This is a genomic window from Nocardia sp. NPDC005745, from assembly GCF_040630775.1.
GTDB lineage: Bacteria > Actinomycetota > Actinomycetes > Mycobacteriales > Mycobacteriaceae > Nocardia.
In genome coordinates, this window is record NZ_JBEXYF010000024.1 from 24,463 (window position 1) to 49,901 (window position 25,439).

11 protein-coding genes are annotated in these 25,439 nt (G+C 64.8%); all 11 read left to right on the plus strand.

Annotation, left to right across the window (positions count from 1 at the left end; genetic code table 11):
• The first annotated feature begins 187 nt into the window (after window positions 1-187).
• The 11 genes from ABZ420_RS24060 to pglZ all read left to right on the plus strand — a co-directional run bounded on the left by ABZ420_RS24060 (window position 188) and on the right by pglZ (window position 25,381).
• Window positions 188-328 carry a hypothetical protein gene (locus ABZ420_RS24060; protein WP_357126697.1) on the plus strand — a complete coding sequence of 47 codons (141 nt, stop codon included), beginning with the start codon at window positions 188-190 and terminating at the stop codon, window positions 326-328.
• A gap of 84 nt (window positions 329-412) precedes the next feature.
• Window positions 413-1,600, plus strand: a complete 1,188-nt coding sequence (locus tag ABZ420_RS24065) for a Fic family protein (protein WP_357126700.1) — start codon at window positions 413-415, stop codon at window positions 1,598-1,600.
• A gap of 300 nt (window positions 1,601-1,900) precedes the next feature.
• A complete protein-coding gene (locus ABZ420_RS24070) occupies window positions 1,901-2,278 on the plus strand; it encodes a hypothetical protein (RefSeq protein ID WP_357126703.1) in 378 nt (125 codons plus the stop codon).
• Window positions 2,275-5,988 carry an AAA domain-containing protein gene (locus ABZ420_RS24075; protein ID WP_357126706.1) on the plus strand — a complete coding sequence of 1,238 codons (3,714 nt, stop codon included), beginning with the start codon at window positions 2,275-2,277 and terminating at the stop codon, window positions 5,986-5,988. The genes ABZ420_RS24070 and ABZ420_RS24075 overlap by 4 nt, the downstream gene beginning before the upstream one ends.
• 196 nt (window positions 5,989-6,184) lie before the next feature.
• A complete protein-coding gene (locus ABZ420_RS24080) occupies window positions 6,185-7,027 on the plus strand; it encodes a VWA domain-containing protein (protein WP_357126709.1) in 843 nt (280 codons plus the stop codon).
• An 8-nt stretch (window positions 7,028-7,035) separates the two neighbouring features.
• A complete protein-coding gene (locus ABZ420_RS24085) occupies window positions 7,036-7,728 on the plus strand; it encodes a hypothetical protein (RefSeq protein ID WP_357126711.1) in 693 nt (230 codons plus the stop codon).
• Window positions 7,725-10,115, plus strand: coding sequence for a hypothetical protein (locus tag ABZ420_RS24090; RefSeq protein ID WP_357126714.1), 2,391 nt, complete (start codon window positions 7,725-7,727; stop codon window positions 10,113-10,115). The genes ABZ420_RS24085 and ABZ420_RS24090 overlap by 4 nt, the downstream gene beginning before the upstream one ends.
• Window positions 10,116-10,318: 203 nt before the next feature.
• Window positions 10,319-14,860: a BREX system serine/threonine kinase PglW gene (gene pglW, locus ABZ420_RS24095; protein WP_357126717.1), complete on the plus strand. Its 4,542-nt coding sequence runs from the start codon at window positions 10,319-10,321 to the stop codon at window positions 14,858-14,860.
• Window positions 14,861-15,017: 157 nt separating this feature from the next.
• Window positions 15,018-18,656 carry a BREX-2 system adenine-specific DNA-methyltransferase PglX gene (gene pglX, locus ABZ420_RS24100; protein ID WP_357126720.1) on the plus strand — a complete coding sequence of 1,213 codons (3,639 nt, stop codon included), beginning with the start codon at window positions 15,018-15,020 and terminating at the stop codon, window positions 18,654-18,656.
• Window position 18,657: 1 nt separating this feature from the next.
• Window positions 18,658-22,512, plus strand: a complete 3,855-nt coding sequence (locus ABZ420_RS24105) for a phage resistance protein (protein WP_357126723.1) — start codon at window positions 18,658-18,660, stop codon at window positions 22,510-22,512.
• A 31-nt stretch (window positions 22,513-22,543) separates the two neighbouring features.
• Window positions 22,544-25,381 (plus strand): BREX-2 system phosphatase PglZ, encoded by a 2,838-nt coding sequence (pglZ, locus tag ABZ420_RS24110; protein ID WP_357126726.1) that lies wholly within the window; start codon window positions 22,544-22,546, stop codon window positions 25,379-25,381.
• Window positions 25,382-25,439 lie beyond the last annotated feature (58 nt).

Consider the following 25,439-nt stretch of genomic DNA (forward strand, 5'->3'; position numbering starts at 1 on the left):
GAAGAAACCATTCTGACAGACAGCCGCGAGCGTGTCAGTGTTGTACCAGTGCACGCCTTCTGCCCGAAGGCATTTCGTTACCTCCGATCAGTCACGGACGCCGACAATGCTCCGACGCCTGATCGACCAATGTCCGCAAAGCGCTCCGCTAGACCGAACGTTGAAGTACATGGCCAGGCCCAGTTCGATGCGCAAGTCAACAGGCATCGAGGCGATCGCCGCCATCCAGATCCCTGCGGGCTCGAACACCGTCGCGCAGGAGGACTACCAACCCGCCCGCGACGCCTTCCTGAGCGCCGCGCAGCTCCTTGTAAGCCACTTAATCTAAAGCAATGCTTCTGCTATTATACTTTTTGCAGTATTAGATATAGTAAAGTTAGATTTGGTTGCGCTTTCGTCCAGAGGAGACGCCATGGGCTGGCCGCCGCACCGCACCGAGAGCCGCGCCTGGCACCCTCGCCACCGCCAGGGGTCGCGCGCCGACCGAACTCTCACCGAGATCGAAGTCTCGATACCACCCCGGATCGCCGATCTAACGTACTCGGTCGGGGGCACCGTCGCACGAGCGCACGAGGACGCCGTGATCGCGGTCGTTCGGCTCGAGGCGGGCTACGGTCAACATCTGGCGCCGTTGGCCGACTTCTTGCTCCGTAGCGAATCCGTGGCGTCATCGAAGATCGAGCACATCGACGCGGGCTGGCGAGCATTCGGCCGAGCCGTCGCCGGCGGAAAAGCGAGCGAGGAGGCGAAGTCACAGCTGGCTGCGGTACGAACGTTGGCCGCACTGGTCACCGCGGCCGGCGATGGTCCGATCACACTTGCCTCCTTGCTCGAGGCACACCGTCTGCTGATGGCTCCCGATTACTACACCGCGCAGGACTCGGGCAGGCTGCGGACGGTGCAGAACTGGATCGGAGGCAGCGACTACACACCGATCGACGCGCTGTTCGTTCCGCCCCCGCCGGAGCTCGTCACGGAACTGATGGACGATTTGCTCACTTTTGTCGGCCGTAGCGATCTGCCGATCCTTGCGCAGGCCGCTGTCGCGCACGCCCAGTTCGAATCCATCCATCCGTTCACCGATGGCAACGGCCGGATCGGACGTGCCCTCATCAGCGCGATCCTCCGCCGTCGCGGGCTGACTCAGCGGGTCACGGTTCCGTTGGCCTCAGCGATGCTCGCCGACACCGGCCGCTACTTCGCGCAACTGAACGGTTATCGCGAAGGGCACGTCGACGAGTTCGTCGAGTACGTCTCCACGGCGACGATTCATTCCTGTGAGGCCGCCCAAGAATCGGCCCGTGCGCTCGCCGATCTGCCAGCTCGGTGGCGCGCAATCGCCAGACCACGAGCGAATTCCGCCGACGAATCAGTACTGGCCGCCTTGCTCGACACACCGATATTCAACGCCGACACCGCGCAGAAGATGACCGGCACTACCGAAGCCAGCGTGTATCGGGCCCTCGGCAGGCTGACGGAGGCTGGAGTCCTCGAGGTGCTGTCGGAGAACAAGCGCAATCGCATCTGGGCGGCGTCCGACGTCCTGGCCGAACTCGACGCACTCTCCGCCGCCATCGGCAAACGAACCACGCGGATGTAGTCACCGCCACGATATCGACCTCCGGCCCGCCCATGCACCGCCCGATTCGGCCGCTGTCGGCGGCCGGGACAACCAGGAAGCATCGCCTGACAAGAGCGACCCGCAGCTTGCACAGTCAATGGAATTTTACAGTGTCACAACATCTTTCGATCGCTACAACGGATTCGCAGTTGTATAGTGCAGTCCGACACGGACCCGTCTTCGGGATCGAACGCACGCAGATGAAGATCGAGGGGGAACATGGCATTCGTCGACGACCGCTGGCTGATCCGAGTTCAGCGTGGCGGGGACGCTCTACGAGTGGAACAACTGACACGTGAGCTACGCGACGAACTCGATGCGGTCGAGGACATCGCCGCAGGGATTATCCAGGTCGGCCCGGATGCGGCCATCGAGGGCAGCAAAGGCGCTACCGGCAGTGACCTGGTCTTGTGGGCGTCGATCGCCACACCGGCCGCAGCTGCCGGGGCGCGCATCCTGATCACGTTGATCAAGGAATGGTGTGCGCGCGATCGGCATCGAAAAGTCGAACTCACTTACAACGGTAATTCGGCAACTATCGTCGGCCAGTCCGGCGATCAGCTCCGGCAGATCATCGAGCTGTTCGGCTCCGGCAGGGTCGACAGCGCGGGCGATTCCTCGGATCGGCCCACCGGCCACGAAGCAGACGCACCGTGACCGGCACCCTCCGACGCCGAGCACTTCTGATCGGCAACGAGCACTACACCGATCATCGATTCGCGCCGCTGCCATCCGTGCGCGCCGACATCTCGCTATTGGGACAGGTGCTGTTGAACCGGCAGATCGGCGCTTTCGCCGACGTACGCCCAGTCGCCGACTGTACCGCCGAACGGATGTGCAATGAGATCGGTGACTTTCTCGAAGGATGCGATGAGGACGAACTGGCACTGGTGTACATATCCGGCCATGGAACCCGGCTGGCGCAGTCGACCGGTGAATTCCAGTTCATCGCCACGGACAGCGACTTCGACAATGTCGCCGCAACCGCTGTGGGCGCAGGGTTCGTCAACACCCAGCTCGAGCAATGTGTGGCACCGCAGAAGCTGTTGATGATCGACTGCTGCCGTAGCGGCGGGTTTGCGCTCGGGCTGCGGACGGATGACCGAACTGCAAAGGGAATCAACGAGCCTCGTGAACGGCCACCGGTGGAAGGGCGCGGCGTCTTCGTTTTGTCGTCATCACGGGCGAGCGAAGACTCGTTCGCCGGCTCTCCCGATGCCGAGCTGATCACCCCCTCGGTCTTCACGGGGGAGATCGTCGAGGCACTACGCAACGGTGATGCGGCCAAGCCCGAAACGGGCGAAGTGACGGTCGACGACCTGTTCGACTACGTCAACCAGCGCATGCGAGTCCGGGCCGCACAGGTTCCGGTCAAGTCCGCCGTGCTCGTCGACGATCGCATCGTCATCGCATCACGCCCGCAAGGGCCACCAACTTTGACGGCGGTCTCCCGCCGCACGGATGGCGAACGCGATCCGAGTTCTCAACCCGATTCGGCCAAGTCGGCATCGCTGCCGACCTGGCCCCAACTGTTGGCGTACTACCGAAGCTGTCTGAGTACCGGCCAGAGCGCGATGCCGACGTTGTCGGTCGATGACCATGGCGTATCCCACGTGTGCTTGGCCGGGTCCGAAAGGTTTCTCTCCGGAACTTTGGATACCGACCACCGCATCGCAGTGCCGTCCGAGGCCGTAGATCTTGTCGATCAAGCGACCGCGGCAGACGACGAACTGTGGGCGGGCTATCCTGCGGTGGTTCTTCAGAACCAGCCGAAGGGCCGCAACCGTGTCCGGCGCAGGTTCGCCCCGCTGCTTGTTCGGCGGATCGAGGCCGTTTCCACCGAGCAAGGAATTCGGCTCGAGCCGACCGGGCCGGTGCTTGCGCATCCCGGCCTCGTGGAGGAACGCCTGGGTGAAGGCACGGCGGCCGCATTCAACGAGCAGTACCGGCCGGCCTGGCATACCGGTCAGCACGCCCTGATGGCGAACGACATCGGAAAGGTACTGACCCAGGAACTCGAGATCGAGTGCGTACAGAAACTCCGGCCCGATCAATTGGCTGACCATATCGATGCCGACATCCCGCAGGACGGGGCCAGGAACGCCGCGGTGCTGTTCCGTGTGCGCCGCAGCAGCAATCCCACATCGAAGTTGCTGGACGACTTCGACGATATCGAGAAGCAGGTCGGCAAGATCAAAGACACCGCGCTCGCAGCTCTGTCGCCCGATCTCAGCGATCGCACCCGGCACGAAACCGAGACAAGGCCGTTCCAACTGGCTACGCCTCTGTCGTGCAACGAAGCTCAAGAAGAGGTCCTCCGATCAGCAATGTCGCGGCGCTTGACCATAGCCACCGGACCGCCGGGCACCGGCAAGAGCCAGCTGGTTACGAACCTTGTTGCCACAGCCGTGACCAACAACCAGACCGTCCTGGTGGCGTCGACCAACAACCAGGCAGTCGATGAGGTCTGGGAGCGGTGCGAAAAGCTGTCATCGGGAAGCATCATCCGCACCGGCAATGTCGAATACCGGAAGGCCACAGACGAATCTCTGCGCGCTCTGCTGAAGGTTCCCGCACCCGGGAGCACTCCCACGACGATGGCCGCGGCGCTGCGTCATGCCGAGCAGATCCTCGGCACCCAGCGCGACCTGCTGCGGAATGTTGCCCAACTGGAACGCGAATTACTCGATCTCGGCCGAGCACGCGAAGCTCAGGCCACGCGGTTGCGTGTATCGGTTGCCGACCTGGTTTCGCAGCTCGAGGGAACTCGCGCTGACTCGATCGCCCGCCAGGCGAAGCGCGTAAGTAGGGCACGCTTGTTTCCTACGGCACGGCAGTCCCGGTTGCTTCGCCGATGGCGAATCCCCGAATCGACCGAACCGGCTGCCGAGCGCTGCGCGGCCCTCGCCGAGTTCGCCACCGCGGAACACGGTTGGCGAGCCCTGCGTGAGCGAATCGACCACATCCCTAACGACACGGAACTCCTCAACGGCCTGCGAGCGGCCGAGTACGCCATACGCGAAGCATCAACGGCTTCCCTCGACAACACAGTGCGCTCGAATGCCATGCTTGGACATCGCGCGATCGCCGACCTCGTCGACGCCAACGCGGACGGACGGACTTGGCGAGCTATCAAGACGGCTCTTCCAGTGGTCCGAGCATGGGCGGTGAGCACACTCTCGGCCAGGTACTTCACCCCGGCACCTGCCTTGTTCGACCTGGTGGTCATAGATGAAGCCAGCCAATGCTCGATACCACAAATATTGCCGCTGCTTTTCCGGGCTCGTCGGGCGTTGATCATCGGCGACCCGATGCAGTTGCCACACATCGCCGAACTGGACGCCGACGAGGAAGCCCGAGCAGCTCGAAGCTCCGGTGTGAGTTCGGCATGGCTGGAGAGCTACCGGATGTCTTACCGCAGGCACTCCGGCTTCCGCGCCGGTGAGCGCGCGGCGGGCGGTCATCTTCTGCTCGACGAGCATTTCCGGTGCCACCCGAGTATCGCCGAGCTGGTCAATGGATTGTTCTACGAGGGTCGGCTCACCGTGATGACCGATGTCCGCGGGCGCCCCACCATCACCGACCGCGCTCCGATCCATTGGACTCATGTCGCAGGAGCTGCGGAGCAACCGCTCTCCGGCAAGTCCTGGATCAATCGTGCCGAAGTGAACACCGTAGTCAATGCAGTGAGATTCCTGCTCGAACCAGGGAGGATGCCCGACGACACCACGGTCGGCGTCGTGACTCCCTTCAAAGCGCAGGCCGAAGTAATCCGACAGCAACTCGGCCGGAACTTCGATCACGTCAGAGTCGGTACCGTGCACACCTTCCAGGGTGGCGAGTGCGACATCATGATCTACTCGCTGGTCGCCGCACCTGGAATGCCCTCCGGCTCGATCAATTGGATCGACAATCAACTCAACCTGTGGAACGTGGCCATCACTCGCGCGCGCTCCCACCTCGTCATGGTCGGTAACCGTGAGCTGTGGTCGAGGCGTCGAATCGGAGCCGCTCTAGTGAACTCCGGCGGCAGTGGGACCGAATCATCCGACGACTCGGTATCCGATGAGCTCTACGACCGGCTTTACGATTTCGCCGGCCGCCGCCCAGGATCGAAGGTCGAACTTCGAGAGATCGTTTGCGGACACCGCACCGACGCAGTCGTACGCCGGGACGACGATTCCAGGACGGCGATGGTGTTGGATCCCGGGGCGAGTGACGGACAGGATCACGCCCGTCATCTGCGCTTGATGCTTGCTCGCCGGGAACTCCGGGAGGATACGGCGGATCACACCACCTCGATCCGACTGCCCGCGTGGCGCCTCTATGACACCGCGGAGGAGCAGTTCTCCGTGCAGGGTTGGTGATTCTCGGAGCGCGGGCTCGAGCGCGACCCGCCACCATCGCTCATCGCGGACCATCTCGGCATCCAGTTGTATTGTGACCAACTATTGCTTCGCATCAAGTCGATCTAGTGGGGAGAGAAGATCCGACATGTACTCGGCAGAAATCAATCGTAAGCGACCAGCGCTACTCCTTCTGGCGATAGATCAGTCGTTTTCGATGTCCGAACCGTGGGCACAAGCGGGACGCTCCAAGGCAGAAGAACTCGCGGCAGCGGTGAACAACGTGCTCGGCAACGCGGTGCTGCTCTGCAGCCGTGGCGGCGAGGAGATCTACAACTACTTCGAGGTGGGTGTCTTCGGCTACGGCAACGGGGTACGACCGGTGCTGTACGGCAGCGACAGCGAGAACCCGATCGTGCCGGTCGGTGTGGTGGCCGACAACCCGCTGCGAGTGGACACCGTGACCCGGCGGAGGCCCGATGGCGCGGGCGGTCTGGTGTCGGTGCAGGAACATATGCCGGTGTGGGTGGATCCGTCGGCCAACGGCGCGACTCCGATGGTGGCGGCATTCACGACGATCGAAGCGGTGGTTGCCTCCTGGTGTACTGCTCACCCGACGAGCTTCCCCCCGATCGTGATCAATGTGACCGATGGCGCGAGCACTGATGGTGACCCGACTGACGTCGGAAACCGGATTCGGAAGCTGGGCACGGACGACGGTGCAGCGCTGGTGTTCAATCTGCACTTGTCGGGCGTGTCGACCCTACCGGTACATTTTCCGAGTTCCGCCGCGGTCCTACCGGATGCCAACGCCGCGATGCTGTACGAACTGTCCAGCGAACTACCCCCATCGATGCTGGACGCAGCGGCCGGTCTCGGATATTCGGTGCAGGCAGGATCACGTGGATTCCTGTACAACGCCGACGCAACTGCGGTGATCGAGTTCATCGACATCGGGACGCGTTCGGTGACGCCGACCGGTCTCGCGGAACTCACCAGCGGCGACGGCCGAGCGCTCAGCGCGAGCCGGAGCTTGCCGCCAGGAGGCGAGTACGCCTGATGTCGGGAGTGCCGGCCACACTCGGATGGGTTGCCAAAGACGGCCGCGATCCCGGCGAGAACGACGACCGCGGAGGCGCCGGACAGTTCAGGTTCGCGGTAGCTGATGGAGCGGCGACCTCTGCTCGACCCGAAGTGTGGGCGGAAATCTTGGTGCATGCGTTTGTCGGCCGAGGGCTCGACCCGTTCGATCCCCACGTACTGCCTGAGCTACGTCGCCTGTGGCGCAGCGAAGTCCATCAACGCAAGCTGCCCTGGTACGCGAGAGCAAAGCTCGAAGAGGGCGGTGCGGCCGCGTTCGTCGGCCTCGAACTCGATACCGCAGACCATCGGTACCGGTCCGTAGCAGTGGGTGATTCGTGCCTTTTGCATTTGCGCGGTGCAGATCTGCTCGTTGCCGGACCGATCGATGACTGGGAGCAGTTCGATCGATTCCCCCGGCTGATCCACACGACCGACAACGATTCGTTCCGTGCCGCTTTGTGGCGGACCGAAGGCACTTACCAGTCGGGTGACGTCTTCATCCTGGCCTCCGACGCGCTGGCCAAGTACCTACTACGTTGCCACCTCCGGGAACACCGGATCGGTTTCGCAATGTGTCACGTGGAGTCCGACGAACGATTCGCCGACTGGGTGGTCGAAGCGCGCCTGCACGAGGAACTGGACAACGACGACACAACTGTTTGCGTGGTGAGACCATGAGATTCCCATCGCTGAGCGAGTACCGGCAAGCGGTTCAGAACCCCGTACATGCCTTCCGGAACGACGATGTGCTGAAGACCGGCACCGCACAGCTGAACCCGCAACGGATGCCGGTCGTCGCGTCCGGTGGCTTCGCAGCAACCTTTCAGATCAACAGTGGCGGGATCCGCTGGGCTGTTCGCTGCTTCCACAAGAACGAAGGTCGGGATCGCCGGCTGCTCGACCGCTACCAACGCATCGATCAGTTCATCACCGACAACCGGGACCTCGACTTTCTCGTTCCGGTCAAGTATCGCGCCGACGGGATCCTCGTCAACGGCGAGCACTATCCCACCGTGCGTATGCCATGGGTCGACGGCCGGCCTCTCGGAGTATGGCTCGAAGACTGGGCCGGGGCGCCCAAACCTGACCCTGACTTGCTGAACACTGTGCGCGCGAGCATTCGAGACGCGGCCGCCGCGTTGCGGGCCCGCGGCGCCGCACACGGTGATTTACAGCACGGCAATATCCTTGTCCGTCCCGACCATTCGGTGTGGCTGATCGACTACGACGGCATGTACCTCGATGACCTGGCCGGCTTCGGCCCCATCGAGCAGGGTCACCGGAATTACCAACACCCGGGCCGCAGTGGACAGTACGACCCTACGCTCGATATTTTTGCCGCCGAGAGTATCGAGTTGTCGCTCGCGGCACTGGCCCAGAAACCTACGCTGTGGGATGACTTCGGTGGTACCGGCGAGAACATCCTGTTCGAAGCCGCCGACTTCGCGAACCCGGACAACTCTCGAATCTTCTCCGAGTTGTCGCGCATGCCGAGCCTCGAGAACCGCACCCGCCGTTTCCGCCAGGCCTGTCTGACCGCCTATGCGCAGATCCCGGCTGCGCTGACAGGCGGGAGCACTACGCGGAACAACGATAGCCACAGCGTGCCGACGGCACTTGTCTTCGCGGCGCGCGAGGCCGAGGCGCTACGTGCCGAGGAAGGTCAGCCGGTCACCGTGTTCGGGACGATCGTGCGGACGAATGTCTTCGACACCATCTACGGTCGTCTGGCGGTGATCAACCTCGGCGACTACAAGAAGGGCGATTTCACCATCGTCGGATTCGGATCGGTCGCGGACGCGCTTTACAAGAAGTACGGAGGGACAACGAGTAAGGGCGGCAAGTACCTGCCCAGGATCAAGGGCAAGCGTGTCGCGGTCAGCGGTGCGATCATGCTGTATTCAAGCGCTCATTCCACGAACCCGACACCACAGATCGAGCTCGACCACGCTGGACTCCTTCGCTTCATAGACGAGACACAGTTCCGCTCTTTCGCCACCGCCGCCCGCCACCGCGACTCGACCCCGATCCCGTCTTCGCTCCCGGCCGATCGCTCCGCGTCGCCGACAGATCACGTGGCCAGACATTCTCCGCCGACGCCGCAACCTACACCGGCCGCAACAACGGCCATGCCGAAACCGAAGGCTCCTGCGGACCGTAGCGCCGACCTCGCAGTCGGCCTGCACAACCTCTATAAGGACAGACGCCTTCCACCCCGAACGACCCCGCCACCGACGATGCCCAAGGCTGCCGAAGCCGCACAACGACCGACGAACGCTACGCGCCCGGCCGACCGAACAGCTTCGGAGCCGACAAAGCCTACGCAGCCGAACGTGCCGCGGCAGTCCCCACCTCCTGTCCCGCCGCGATACCGACGCGAACAGCTTCCGCGACCAGCGACCTCGGCTACTCGATCGACGTCCGAAGCCACCGAGCGCACTGCTCACACGGAGTCGACCTCGCGTCCAGCCGACCGAGCCGGCGCGAAGCCGACAACATCACCGCCGCCTCAGCCACCGCCACCGGTGCCACCCCGATACCGACGCGAGGAACTTCCGCGACCGACGGTACCGGCACCACCACCGACCCACCCGCAATCCCCACGCCAGCGGCGCAACACCGCGATTGTGATAGCAGTGCTCGTGGGTGGTGGCGCCCTGTCAGCCGTCATGGCAGCGTCCGCCTTTCTCGCATCTCAATACCATGCGTCGGCGCCGACGCTGTTCCAATCACCGTCGATGAATCTGGCTTGTCGAATCACACCTGAGGGACCGGAAGCGGGCGTTCGCTGCGACGTGGAGAACTACACCTACGCCCCTCCCGATCCAGCGGGTTGCCTGGAGCCGCGCTACGGCAGCACAATCACCCTCACTCCTACGGGCGCCCAGTTCAGTTGCGTCTCGGACACACTTATCAACCGGCAGTTACCGGTTCTCGCCTACGGCGACAGCAAAACCGCCGGTTCCTACACCTGTACCAGCCACACCGACGGCATCGCCTGCCGCGACAAGCGGCCTCATGGCCGCCGATTCAGGATCGCCCGTGACACGTATGAGCTCGACTGAGGCAGGGTTGCTCCAGCCCCTGCGAGGGTTTCTGCATCGGTGCTGGTCGAGAGCTCTCTCCGGCGAGAGCTCGTCGCAGCTCCTTCGTAAAGGTGTGACGATTCGCCGACTCGCACCGATAACATGAAACGCTGGCAGGTTGTCGGCCGCTGGTGATGCAGCCGACGGATTCGGGTCGACCGAGAAATGGCGGGGATGCGCGCATGGACGAAGGCCGGTGGACGACCGTCACCGAGTCCAGCTTCGACCACGAGCGGCGCGGGCTCGAGGCGATCCGCGCGAAGCTGCCGAATACCGATCCCTGGTTCGCTTGGTCCAACTTCACCTTCACCGAGCGCTACGGCCATATCCGTGAGGTCGATCTCCTGGTGATCGCCCCCAACGGGGTGCACCTGATCGAACTGAAGGATTGGCGCGGCCGGTTGACGGTCGAGAACGGCAGCTGGGTGCGCACGTTCGACAACGGTCGGCGGAAGTCGCAGCGCAATCCGCTGCACCTGGTCAATCAGAAGGCGAAGGAACTCGCGAGCCTGCTGGCCGAGGCCGGGGTTCAGGTGTTCGTGGACAGCAGGCTCTGCCTCACGCATCCTGATCTGCGCTTCGAGGTGCCCGAGGGCGACCGCCTCCACACGCACACGATTCGTGAGCTTGCGGAGGTGTTGCAGCAACCGCCATCCGAGAATCGAAACCGGATCAGCCCAGCTAGAGCAGCTAAGATCGCCGCGGCGCTGGACCGAATCGGGATCGGGCGCAGCGAGGCGGATCGGATGGTCGGCGCCTACAAACTGATCGAATCGATCGGCACCGGTCCCACGTGGACCGACTACCGGGCCGAGCACACCGATCTGGGAACTCCCGCGCGGATCCGGATATACCTGAGCGAGCGCGGCGCCGACCAGGCGGCCCGCACGTCGGTGTACGAGGCGGCCAAGCGGGAGGCCGCGGTTCTGCACCGGTTCCGCCATCCTGGCGTGGTGCGGTTCGTCGACATCGACTCCGGTGGGCATCCGGCCGGCCCGGCGCTGATCTTCGACTACCGCCCGGACACGCTGCGCCTGGACGAGTACCTCGCCGAGTATGGGGCCAGCCTCGATATCCGCGACCGAATCGCGCTGGTGCGGCAGCTGGCCGAAACCATCCGGGCCGCGCACAAAGCCCGGGTCTATCACCGTGGCCTGGCGGCGCACGCGGTGCATGTGGTGCCGCGGGTGCGCGACAGCACGGGCCGGGAGTTGAGCGGCCCACAACGGTGGCAGAGCCCGTTGTTACAGATCTCGGATTGGCAGGTCGCCACCCAGCGCAGCTCCACCCGCGTGCGGGGTCTCACCCGCTTCGCCCCGACCGCCGTGTCGGCAGCGCATCTCGCCCCGGGGACGGACGTCTATCTGGCGCCGGAGTTGACCGCGGCGAAGGCCGATCCGATCACCATGGACGTGTACGGCTTGGGCACGCTGACGTATCTCCTGGTGGTCGGCCAACCACCTGCGGCCAGCCAAGCGGAGCTTCTCGCCCGGTTCGAGGCAGGTACGGGTCTGCGTCCGGGTGCGGTGGTGGACGGGTTGTCCGATGACATCGACGACCTGGTGGACGCCGCGACCGCCTACCAGCCGACGCGCAGGCTGGCGACGGTGGACGAGTTCCTCAAGCTGCTGGAGATCGTCGAAGACGACCTGACCGCGCCAACGGCGCATGATCCCGAGCCGACGGTGCCCGAGAAGGACGCCCTCGAAGCGGTCGCCGGCGACGTGCTGTCGGGCCGGTGGGAAGTGCGGCGCAGGTTGGGTACCGGATCGACGAGCCGTGCCTTCCTCGTTCGGGATCTTCGAGCCGAGGCGAAGTCACGCCAGTTCGCGGTGTTGAAGGTGGCGCTGTCGGACGATCGGGTCGAAAGCTTGACTCGCGAGGCCGAGGTGCTCGGCAGGCTGCGCAAGGACGCGCGCATCATCCAGGTTGTCGAGCCGGGCCTGATGACGATCGGCGATCGTACCGCGCTACTGATCGAATACGTCGGCGACGAAAGAGAATTGGACACTCCGGCCGACAGCGGCGGCACAGTGACGAAGCGTCGGCGGGCCGAAGATACCGTGGCCCGGCAGCTGCGCGACAGCGGGCGTCTGTCTGTGGATCAACTCGAAGCGTACGGCGAATATCTGTTCGGCGCGGTGGAGTTCCTCGAAGGCGAGGGAGTCTGGCACCGCGACCTGAAACCGGACAACATCGCGATTCGGGTGCGTCCCAACCGAACTCGGCAGCTCGTGTTGATCGACTTCTCGCTGGCCTGGTATCAGGGCCAGGAACCAGGGGCGGGCACGGACGGCTATTTGGATCCGTTCGTCGGCACCCTCGTCCGGTCGTCCTACGATGCGCACGCCGAGCGGTACGCCCTGGCTGCCACGCTGCACGAGATGGCCTCGGCCGAATTGCCGCGGTGGGGTGACGGGTCGATGTCGGCACGACAGACCGATGCCAAGGAATACCCGTACCCCGATATCGCCGCGGACGCGTTCGATCCCTCCGTTCGTGACGGGCTCGTCGCTTTCTTCCGTAAAGCACTGCATCGCAATACTGCCGAGCGGTTCGATGACCTCAAACCGATGCGCGATGCGTGGCGCCGGATCTTCCTCGATCTCGCTCGATCGGTGCCGTCCCGCCCGGCCACCGCCCGGCCGGTGGTCGCCACGCAGGCGGACGAGGACGCGACTCCGGGAATCGCCCCCGTGGAGGACGATGCGGCGGGGCAGGAGCGGGACCGGATCGCAGCACAGGTGACCCGCGAGACGCACCTGTCGACGGCCGGATTGACCTCGGCGGCAGAACAATTCCTGTACGGGTTGGATATCACGACCGTCGGTCAGCTCTTGGACTACAGTCGCCGCAGCCTCATCAACGCACCGGGCCTGGGCGCGCGCACCCGCACCGAGATCCAGGACCGTCAACGCGAGTGGGGCAAGCTGCTCGGCGCCGCCGCACCGCTCACGCGGGAGGACCGCAGGGCCGCGGACGCGGAACTGAACGAGGTCGGCTCCGATTCGGCAGATGATCTCGGCGAAGCGGCGATGCGCACACTCAGCCTCGATGCCGTCGTCACGGAATTGGTTCCCGAGCGCAACAACAATGGCTCCAACGCCAGGCAAGTCGACATCGTGACCAGGCTGCTCCAGGTGCCCGGTGTCGCCGACGTGCCCGACCTCGGGGCTTGGCCCAGCCAGAAGGCGGTGGCCGCTACGTTCGGCGTCACCCCGGCGGCGATTTCGCAAAATCTGAAGAGGCAACGCCAGCAGTGGAAGAAGAATCCGGCATTCCAGGCGGTGCGCGGCGAACTGCTGGAACTGCTGGAGGTCCTCGGGCGCGTTGCCTCCGCGACCGAACTGGCCGACGCGCTGGTGCTGCGGCGCGGCACCCGCTTGGACGGCCGGGAGCGACGCCGCGCTCTGGCGTTGGCCGCGGTGCGTGCCGTCGTCGAGGTGGAGCAGATGACGCCGGTGGAAGCGGAATTCCGGCATACCGCCAAACGCGAGTCCGAGGACGCCGCCATGGTGGTCCTGCTGGCTCTCGAGGCCGATGAGGGCTCGGGATCGGCCACCCCATCCGCACCGGCCCTGCTCGACTACGCGGTGCGGCTGGGCAAGGTCGCCGACCGCCTCGCCGACTTGGAGACTCTGCCGACCGCGCGAACTGTTCTCGACCGGATGGCGGCCATCGATCCCCCTGCGGGCGCCATCGACTGGGACGAGCGCCGAACTGTGCAGATCGCGGTGGGCGCCTCGCAGCACGCGGCGGCGACGCCACGGCTGGAGATCTATCCCCGGGATCTGCCGCTGGTGCGGGCAGCGCGCCTGACCCAGGCAGGATTGGTGAGCTGGACTCCCGGTGTCGCGCGCGATAGACAACCGGGCCTCTTGCAAAAAGAGGTGCACGAGCGGATACGGTCCCGGTTCCCGGAGCTGGCCGATACCCTGCCGACCGGTTCGCGGCTGGAAACCGCGCTGCGTGAGGCCGGCTTCGAGTTGAAGCTGGAACTACGCAGCTACGACAACGAGCTGCGTTTTCTGCCCGCACACTCCGGTGATGCCTCCAGCTTTCTCTCCGAGCGACTCGGGCGCCGTGCCACGGCGACGACGATCACCCGCTACGCGGAGGACCCGATGCTCGCTGCCGCGGCACTTGCCGAGGAACAGCTCGTCGACGCCTCGCGCCGGGACGGATACCGCGTGTTGACGGTGCGGGCGCCACTGAGCACGCTGGCTGCCGCAGAGCTGACGGACCGATTCTCTGCCGAGCCGGTATCGGTGACCGCCCTGTTCCTGGCGGCGTTGCGCGAACTGATACCAGCGAGCCGCAAACCTACCTGGGAGACGATCCTGCGAGCCGACGTCGCAGCACCCGGCACCCAGCACGCCCGCAAGTTCGGCGAATACGCGCGAACCGCATGGGGCCGGGTAGAACCTCAGATCTCGGAACTGCTCGACACCGCGGCGGCTCCGGTGTTGATGACCGACACTCTCGCCTACGCCCGCTATGACGCGATGGGTGTGCTGGAACGCTTGGCGGAGACCGCCCGCCACGGCGGCCACGGTCTCTGGCTGCTGTGCCCACAAGACGACCCTGCCCGCGGGCCGCGGCTAGGCACCGTCGCGGTGCCCTTTCAACCTGGCTTCAACGAATGGATTTCCCTACCGGACGATTGGGTGCGCAACGCACATCGCGCCTCACCGGCGAGTACCGCGGTGGGAGACCGGGTGTGAGCGGCGACGCCTGGCAGCCGATCCGACCAGGCGCAGCACGAACCGGCCGATGGTCCACCGCCCGAACTCCACTACACGGCTTCACAGAATCGCCCCGCAAATCTGACATGCCTCGCCCGCACCTACGCCAACGGGCCGACAACACAGGAGTAACCGCATGATCGACCGCACCGCACTGCTCACCGACCTGAAAAAGCAGGTCGGCGCGGTCGAACGCGATCTCGGTCGGCAACTGGACCGGCCGGAGACCGACCAAGCCCGCCGCGCGGCCACCCAATTGCGGGCCGAATACGACCGGGCTAGGAAGGTGGGCCGGACCGCCGCGACTTGGGCGGCGTGGCGCGACGAACGCATCACCCAGGTCGCCGCAGCATGGGTACTCGGCACCGTGTTCGTCCGATTCTGCGAGGACAACCGGCTCATCGACGAGCCCTACCTCACCGGCCCCACCGACGATCGGCGTGAACTCGCCCAAGCCCGCTACGACGACTACGTCGCCACTGTCGACGACCCCACCTACCGCGGCTGGCTCGAGCGCGCCTTCGCCGAACTCGGCACCGGGCAGGCCGGAAAGCTTCTATTCGACTCGGCGCACAACCCGCTGTATCAAGTGCCGCTCTCCCACGAGGGTGCGCAGCAACTCATCGACTTCTGGCGTGCGCGTGACGAATCCGGGAGGCTCGTTCACGATTTCACCGATCCGCTGTGCGAGGACGGCACGGCGGGCTGGGACACCCGCTTCCTCGGCGATCTGTACCAGGACCTGTCGGAGAACGCCCGCAAAACCTATGCGCTGCTGCAAACACCGGAATTCGTGGAGGAGTTCATCCTCGACCGCACCTTGACCCCCGCCCTGCGCGAATTCGGGCACCGGGACCTGAAACTCATCGATCCCACCTGCGGCTCCGGCCATTTTGTGCTCGGCGCGTTCCGGCGGCTCCTGCGGGTCTGGGCCGAACAGGAGTCCACCCGGGACCGGCACGAACGAGTCCGCGCCGCACTCGATTCCGTGCACGGGGTCGACGTCAACCCGTTCGCCATCGCCATCGCCCGCTTTCGACTGCTGGTAGCGGCCATGGCGGCAGCCGGCATCCACACTCTGGCCCAAGCCGCTAACTACGAGTGGCCGATCCACCTGGCCATCGGCGACTCGCTCATCAAAGCGCGGCAGCTGGAGCTGATGGAACTCACTATCGATGATGCCGAACCCGGCGATCCGGTCGCCGAGTTCTCCTATGCGACCGAGGATGTGCACGAGCATCCGCGGATCTTGGAGCCGGGGCGGTACCACGTGGTGGTGGGGAACCCGCCGTATATCACGGTGAAGGACAAGATCCTTAACGCGCTGTACCGGGAGTTGTACGACGCATGCTCCGGCAAATACGCACTCTCGGTTCCCTTTGCTCAACGATTCTTCGAACTGGCTAAGCGTGGCGACGCTGACGGGCGTGGATACGGTCGGGTCGGCCAGATAACCGCCAACTCGTTCATGAAGCGCGAATTCGGCACGAAGCTCATCGAGGAGTATTTCGCGCGCAACGTCGAACTCACGGAAGTGATCGATACTTCCGGTGCATATATCCCCGGTCACGGCACGCCCACCATCATTATTATCGGTACACGACGCGCCGGGCAGGACCGCGCCGCGACTGTCCGCACCGTGCGAAGTGTGCAGGGTGAACCAAAAGCTCCGGAACGTCCCGAGAAAGGGCTCGTATGGAGCGCCATCGTCGAACAGATCGACCAACCGGGCACTGTCAGCCCGTGGGTTTCGGTCAACGACCTGGAGCGCGACAGATATTTCCGCAAGCAACCGTGGATCCTGGTTGATGGTGGCTTAGAAATGGTGGAGCAGATCGGAGACGCGGGGGACATCCAACTGACTTCTGCCACCAAATCTATCGGGATTACCAGCTTTACGCTGGAGGACGATCTCTACCTATTACCACCTCGCAGCGCCGACCGCCGGGGTATCTCGCCCAAATACCGACGCCCGATGGTGACAGGCGACCAGATTCGCGACTGGGCGGGCGACGGTTTCGACGACGCGATTTTTCCGTACGATCAGAAGTTTCAATCAGTAGTTGTCGAAACCGTACCGTCACTTTTCCGATTCATGTGGCCAGCGCGCACAAACATCTCAAGAAGCATGATGTTCGGCGGTAAGACTAAGGTGGGATCTGGGCTACGGTGGACTGAATATGGGCGACTCACAACCAGCAAGCTAAGTACTCCGCTGTCAATCACATTCGCGTTCGTGGCGACGCACAACCATTTCGTGCTGGACCGGGGCGGGAAGGTTTTCAACCGCACCGCGCCGGTGATCAAGCTGCCGGAGGGTGCGAGCGAGGAGGAGCATCTTCGGCTGCTCGGGCTGCTCAACAGCTCCACCGCCTGCTTCTGGCTAAAGATGGCGAGCCACAGTAGGGGCAGCACGGTCGACTCCAAAGGTGCACGACAGTCACGTGTTCCCTTCGACGACTTCTTCGAGTTCACCGGTACAAAGCTGGAGGAGTTTCCTCTTCCGACACAGTTGCCTGGTGAACTGAGCACCGCGCTGGATAGCGCGGCGCGTCATCTTGCGCAAGTCAGCCCGTCCAGTGTGATATCGACTTCAACCCCCACTGCTTCTTCTCTACGAGAGGCTGAAGCTAGTTGGCGTTTGCTTCGAGGCAAAATGATCACGCTCCAGGAAGAACTAGATTGGCACGTCTACTCCCTCTATAGCCTCATCCCAGGCCTGAGCGCTCCTCCGGCCGAAGTCCCAGAGATAGCCTTGGGTGAGCGCGCTTTCGAGATAGTCCTGGCCCGCCGACTCGCCAAGGGCGAGGCAACCGATGAGTGGTTCACCCGTCACCACTCAATCCCCATCACCGAAATCCCTACGCATTGGCCCGATTCTTACAAACAGATCGTCCAGAAGCGCATCGACGTCATCGAGTCGAATCGCGCAATCGGCATGATCGAGCGACCGGAGTACAAGCGACGGTGGAAATCCGAGGGGTGGGACGTTCTGCAGGAGAAAGCTCTCCGCTCCTGGCTACTGGACCGCATGGAATCCCGCGGCCTCTGGTTCGACGATGACGACCGCCCAGTGATCCGTACCCTGTCCCGGTTGACCGACCTGCTGTCCGACGACGCAGACTTCACCTCGGTCGCCACCCTCTACGCCCCGCGCGTAGAGCTGTCCCGTGTCGTGTCCGATCTCATCACCAGTGAACACGTCCCGTTCCTGGCAGCGCTGCGCTACAAGCCGTCCGGGTTGAAGAAGCGCGCCGACTGGGAGCATGTCTGGGACCTCCAGCGCCAAGAGGATGCCGCACCGGACGAGGGTGCAAAACGCAAGATCCGCGACTCGATCCCGGTGCCACCGAAATACACCTCGGCGGATTTCCTGCGCACCTCCTACTGGCAGGCGCGCGGCAAACTGGATGTTCCGAAGGAACGTTTCATCTCCTACGGCAACATGAACACCGCCACCCCAGCCCTGTACGGCTGGGCGGGATGGGATCACCGAGAGCAAGCCCAGGCGTTGGCCACATACTTCACGGGCCAGAGCTTGGACACCAAGGACCTCACCCCGCTACTGGCGGGCCTGCTGGAGCTGCAACCGTGGCTCGACCAGTGGCACAACGAGTTCGACGAGAACTACAGCGGTTCCCCCGCCGCCTTCTTCGCCGGATACCGCAGGCAGCTTCAGGGTGAGCACGGTCTGACCGACGACGATCTGCGCGCCTGGCGCCCGCTCGCCGCCACCCGCGGCGGGCGCACCCGTACCACCCGTGGGGAGGATTGACATGGCACCCAAGCCGCTCCTGGCCGAACTGATCGACATCAAAGAGACGATCTCCACTTCGGACTTCGTGCAGGGCCTGGTCGAGGCGGTCTCCGAGGACGACGCCACACAGGCGGTGCGCGACTATGTGGTCACCGAACGACTGCTCGGCAACTTCGACCAAGCGCTGGGTTTGATCAAGGCGGCAATGGACGGTCACACGTCCAAACCGACCTACCTGCACGGCTCGTTCGGTTCTGGTAAATCGCACTTCATGGCGGTGCTCTATGCGCTGCTGTCCGGCAACCCGGCCGCCCGGGGCCGCACCGAGTTCGAGCCGGTCTTGGCCAAACATCAATGGCTGCAGACCGACGGGAAAAAATTCCTGCTGGTCCCGTACCACATGCTCGGCGCAAAGGCGATGGAACAGCGGGTGCTGGGCGGATACGTCGACCATGTGCGCGCCTTGCATCCCGATGCCCCGCTGCCGCCGGTGTACCGCACCGATGCCATGTTCGACAGCCTGTCGAACCTGCGCAAGACCATGGGCGACGAGGCGGTGCTCCGCGCCCTCAACTCGAGCTACTCCGACGCGGACGACGAGTGGGGCGACGCGGCGTTCTGGACCTCGGACCTGCTGGACACCGCCATCTCCGCAGCCGAAGCACACGAACCGGGCGCGAGGCTGAACCTGGTGGACCCGTCCACTCCGGCGGAGTTCCGCGCGAAACTCGTCAACGACGCCGCCGAAACGCTGCTCACCGGTTTCACCCGTGACGCCGCCGAGAACGAGCACGGGTTCATCTCGCTCGACGCGGGCCTGTCTGTGATCGCCGACCACGCGAAATCCCTCGGCTATGACGGGCTGATCCTGTTTCTCGACGAGCTGATCCTGTGGTTGCACCAGAAAATGCACGACCTGCCGTTCATCGCCAGGGAAACCGAGAAGATGACGAACTTCCGGGAAGGCGGCGACCAGCGGCGGGCGATCCCGATCGTGTCGTTCATCGCGCGCCAGCGCGATCCGCGCGAGCTGCTGGGCGGTGAAGCCTCCGGCGCCTACGAGGCCGCCATCCACGACAACCTCAACCTGGCGTCGGGCCGATTCGACTTGATCGAACTGGAGGACCGCAACCTGCCGGAGATCGCCCACGAGCGGCTGCTGAAACCGAAGGACGACGCGGCGCGGGCCCAGATCGAGGCGGCGTTCGCGGAGACCAAGCGCCTGCGCCCGCAGGTGTGGGACACACTGCTCGGCTCGGAGCAGGACAGCACCGGAGCCGACGAGGCATCGTTCAAACGTTCCTACCCGTTCTCCCCCGCGTTCCTTTCCACGCTCGTGCAGATCTCGTCGGATCTGCAGCGCGCCCGCACCGGCCTGAAACTGATGGGGCAACTGCTCGCCGACCGCCGCGCCAACCTGCGCCTGGGGCAACTGATCCCGCTCGGCGACCTGTATTCGGTGATCACCGCGGGCGGCGACCGGCCGTTCGTCGCGGACAAGAAGGTGATGTTCGAGGCGGCCGACCGGCTGTACAAAACTGGTTTGCGGCCATTTCTCTTGGCGCAATACGAAGTCACCGAGGACGATATCGAGCAATATCTGCACCGGCCGGACACGATCACGGACAAGAGCCTGGCCGGGCGGTGCAAGCAGTTCGTCGGTGACAACCAGCTCGTGGGCACCCTCCTGCTGTCCGCGCTCGCTCCGGGGGCTCCAGCCCTGCACGAGCTGACGGTCCGGCGGCTGGGTGCGCTCAACTATGGATCGGTGACGGCCCCGATCCCCGGTTTGGAAGACGGCACGATCGCCGCCAAGGTGCGGGAGTGGGCCGGCCGGTTCGCCGAGATCAAGGTCGGCGACGGTGCCGATCCCGCGGTGCGGCTGGAACTGTCGGGGGTGAACCTGGAGTCGGTACTGGCCAATGCCGACGTCAACAACAACCGCGCCAACCGGGCCGCTCTGGCACGGCGAATCTTGATCGAAGAATTCGGCATTCAGCCCGCCGACGGCCGGCTGGGGGCCGACGAGCTGCGGTTCGTGTGGCGCGGTTCGTCGCGCACGGTCGAGGTGGTATTCGGCAACGTCCGGGACGAGAACGAGCTGCCCAACCACGACTTGGAGCCCTCCGATCCCACTCGGTGGCGCATCGTCATCGACCTGCCATTCGACGAGGACGACCATTCCGCCCGCGAGGACGCGAACCGCATCCGGGAACTGCGGCAACGCCAGCAGGGCCACCCCACCCAGACGCTGGCCTGGCTGCCGGATCACTTGTCCAAACCGCGCTGGGACAGCTTCCAGCGGCTGGTGAAGATCGACAAAGCGCTGGCCGATCCGGGCCGCTTCGACACCCAGTACGCCGCACATCTCAACGCCGACCACCGGGCCATGGCCCGCAACCTGCTGACCGATCAGCGCGAAACACTGATGGCCCAGCTGAAGGCGGCGTTCAAACAGGCATACGGCCTCGCCGACAAGCAGGATGCGGACGTACAGAAGTCGTTCCAAGACCACCTGCAACCGTTGCCCGACATCGAGGGGCTCGCCCTGCCGCTCGGGCAGTCGATGGCCGACGCGATCCGCCGAGTCGCCGGCACCCTGCTTGCCCACCAATACCCGGCTCACCCGGACTTCGATCCCGACCACACCGGGATCGCGATCAAAGCCGCGGACGCGAAGACCGTGTTCACCCATGTGCGCAAGGCCGCAGAGGCGCGCGACGGCCGGGTGGATGCGTCCAAGGATCACAAGATCATGCGCCGGCTCGCGGTGCCGCTGGGTCTGGGCGAGCAGAGCGAGGCATACTTCGAGCTGTCCCGCTTCTGGGCCGATCATTTCAAACGCACTGCCAGGGTCGAGGGCATCACCGGCGACCTCCCGGTGACCACCCTCACCGAGTGGACGAATCTGCCGAAACCCAGTGGATTGGATACCTTTCTGGCGCACCTTGTCGTCGCCGCGTTCGCGGAGATGGACGACCGGGTGTGGGTGCGGGCCGGCGTGCCGCTCGATCCGGCGCCGGAACTGCATCAGATCAAGGCGGGTGACGCCCTGCGCACGCAACCGGCTCCCTCGGAACAGGATTGGGAGACCGCGCGCTCGCGTTTCGAGACCATCGCCGGGGAAAAGCCGCCGACACTGCGCCGCGGCCGGCTGGTGCAGCAATTCGCCCGTCAGATCATCGCTTTTGCGCGCGCCCACAAGGAGGCGGCGGCCGACCTGGTGCGGCAGCTGGAGCGGCACGCCGAATTCCTCGGCCTCGCCGACGACGGTGACACCGGTCGGCTGTCCATCGCCCGGCAGGCCGTCGCGCTGCTGACCGCGATGGACTCCGCCGGTTCCGGTTCTGCCTCGGCGAAGCAGACCATCGAGGAATTCGCGCGGTTCGATCTCGGCGAGTCGAGCCCAGAACGCTACGGGGCCGCCATCAAACAGGCACATCCGGTAGCGGACGCCCTCGCCCGCGCTCCATGGGATCACCTCGAGGTCGCCACCGACCTGGGCCCCGAAGGCGAAACCCTGCTGGAATCGCTGCGCAACGCCGCACGTACCGATCAGTTCACCACCGATCTGGTCGCCGTACTGGCCGATACCCCGCGCAAGGTCACCGCCTTGATCCGCGCCCGGCAGCCGAAAGCTCCCACCTTGCCCCCATCGCCGGAGCCCCGGTCAGGTGAGGTCCCGCTCGACACGGACACCAGTCATCCCCCGGTGGCAGATGTCCCGCCCACACGAGCCAATGGCGCACGACGTGCCGGTAGCCGCCGGACCACGGCGCGTGCGGCGGTCGCCGATCTCACCGAGGACCTGGCGGACATCGTCGACCGAAACCCCGGCGCCACCATCGAGATCACTTGGAAGGTGATCGAATGATCAGGACGCGGGTCATGCATCAGGTGGACGCATGACGTCCACTGCCAAGGCCAGTGCGCTCAAGCTGTCGAAATCTGCGGTAGCCCAATACCTTTCGGTCTACATGCGCAACAAGGCGGCTGATCGCGACAGTCGTATCGTCGTGCTGTTGCGCGGTGCGCCCGTATGGGAGGACGACGACGAACTGCCACTCGGATCGCAGCGAGCGCGGGTCGTCGCGGCACCGTCGGTGCTGGCGGTACACGAACAGGTACTCGCCCACCTGAGCAATGCCGGCGACCCCCGGGTGCTGGTGGTGCTGACCGATCGTGAGCACGACGAGCTGGACCCGGCGATCCTCGCGCGCACCTTCCGGCAGCGCATCAACCAGGTGGATCGTTGGGAAGTGGTGCGGCAAGCGTTCGGCGCCACCGAGATCGATGAATGGCTCAAGCGCGAAACCTGGGCTGCCGAGCCACTGCTCGATGCGGCCGGCGCGGACGGCTGGCCACGGGTGGCCGGTGGGATGCTCTCCCAAGACGAAGCCCTCGCGGCGCTGGTGGTGCGGCGACTGCGACTGTCCGGAGTCGAGCCGGGCGCCAGCCGACTGGACCCGGAAGTGCTCCTGCGCTGGTCCCACACCCCCGGCGGGCCGGAGCTGCTGCGCGCACTGCCGGAAGCGGAGCAAACCGGACTGCGGGACTTCCTCGGCCGCAGCGGGCAGGCCGGGTCCGCGGGCAAGGTGCTACTCGACCTCGCCCTCGCTGGGCACGGCGCCGACGCGCTCGCCTACGGACTGGTATGCGCGGCGCTGTGGCTGCACCCGAGCCCTGATCACAGCGTGTACCAGGCGCGGGGTCGCGCCGAACGCTGGCTCGGCGACCATCCGCCGGTGACCGGGGAGGAGCTCGACCGCCGGATGGCCGTGTTCGGCCGGACCTGTGCGGATTACGTCGCGAACCTGATAGATCGAGCCAACGATCCACGGGCCCGCGCCGAGAACACGCCGTGGTCGATGGCGGCTCGGCAGGCTCGCAAGGTGGCCTATCCGGCGTTGGATCGCGCCGAGATCCTGGCTCGTGATTTCGGCGCGACCAGTGCGATTCAGGCCAGCTCCATTCTGAAAGCAGGTCTGGAGGCCCGGTTCACCGCAGTTGGGCACGCACTGGGTCGCGGGGACTCGACAGCAGTCGAAAAGGCCCTCGACGAGTTGCGGGCACATCACCTGGCCGCCGACGATGAGTACACGGTCCGCATCAATCGCATCGAGATGGCGCAGCGTTTGACTCGATGGCTTGCGGGCGACCCAGACCCAATCGCGCATACTGTCGCCGACGCCGTGCAACGGCACATCGCCGAAACCGGCTGGGTGGATCGCGCACTGGACTTCGTCGAGGCGGGTGGGGACACCGATCCGGCGTTGAAGGTGCCATACAAGACCCTGACCGAACGAGTTCGGCGACGTCGGCGCGAGTTCGACTACGAATTCGCACTCACTTTGCGCGGCTGGACCGAGGCAGGCACCGCCCCCGGGTGGATGCTCACTGTCGAGTCCTTCCTCGACCGGGTGGTGGCGCCGATTGCCGGTCAGCGGCGCGTGCTGCTGATCGTGTTGGACGGAATGAGCGCCGCCATCGCCACCGCCATCGGCGACCAGTTGAGCACGGGCTGGAGCGAATACGATCCGGTACCGGACGAGCGGGAGGCTCGGCGCCGAGCCATGGCCGCGGCCCTGCCCAGCTGGACAACCGTATCGCGAACCTCGCTGTTCGCCGGCCGGCTCATCCAGGGCGATCAGAACGACGAACGCCGGCTGTTTCCACAGCACCGATTCTGGGGCGGCAGAACCGCGGCCGTATTCCACAAGAGCGACCTGCGGGCGGAGGCGGGACACCCGTTCGGCACTGATCTCACCGCCGCCTTGGAAGAGCCGAATACACATGTCGCGGTCGTGTTGAACACTATCGACGACCGGCTTGGTAAGGAACTGAAACTGGGTGATCCGCAGTGGCAGCTCTATGAGATCGGCGATCTCCGTGCCCTGCTGCGCGCGGCGGCCGACCACGATATGGCGGTGTTGCTCACCAGCGACCACGGCCACGTTGTCGATCGGCACGGTGTACGGGTCGACGACCACGGGACCGGCAAATCGGCTCGGCATCGGTTCCCCGGACCGCAACCCGATCACCTCGGTGAAACCGAGATCGCGCTGTCCGGCCCCCGGGTGGTAGCGCCGGAGCCCGGTGCGTCCATCATCGCTCTGTGGGACAACGATTCTCGCTACACCACACAGAAAGCCGGCTACCACGGCGGCGCCTCGCTCGCCGAAGTCACTATCCCGATACTGGCGTTCCTGCCGTTGGGTGCCGCACCGCCCAAGGGATGGCGTGAGCTGGGTCTGCAGGAACCACCCTGGTGGAACCCGGACGATTCGGCACCACCTGCCGCCACAGCATCGGTCGAATCGAAGGCCCGCAATAGACAGGCCGCTCGCGCGGCCAAGGAGCGCCTCGATGGCACCGCCCCTATGTTCGATCTCCCGGTCGATCCAAGCGCGCCGGCGCTACGCCCCTCTGGGGCATCCGACCGCGACGACCTGGCGGAACGACTGCTCGCCTCGGAGACATTCCAGGCCCAACGGCTGCTGTTGGCCCGTCCTCCACAAGAACAGAAGCTGGAGAAAGCGGTCCGTGCGCTGCTCGAGACACCCTTGTCCGCCACGGCACTGGCTCAGCGGATCGGCGAACGCCCGAATCGTGCCGATGGCTTCGCCGCCATCTTGCGCCAGCTGCTCAACTACGACGGCGTAGAAGCCTTGGAAACCCTCGCCGATGGCCGCACCTTGAAGCTGTCCATCCCGCGGCTCCGCGAGCAATTCGAGCTGACGTGATCTCCGGTTCGATGCCATGACGCGTGGTGGGACCGGCCTCGCACGTTTCGAATAGACA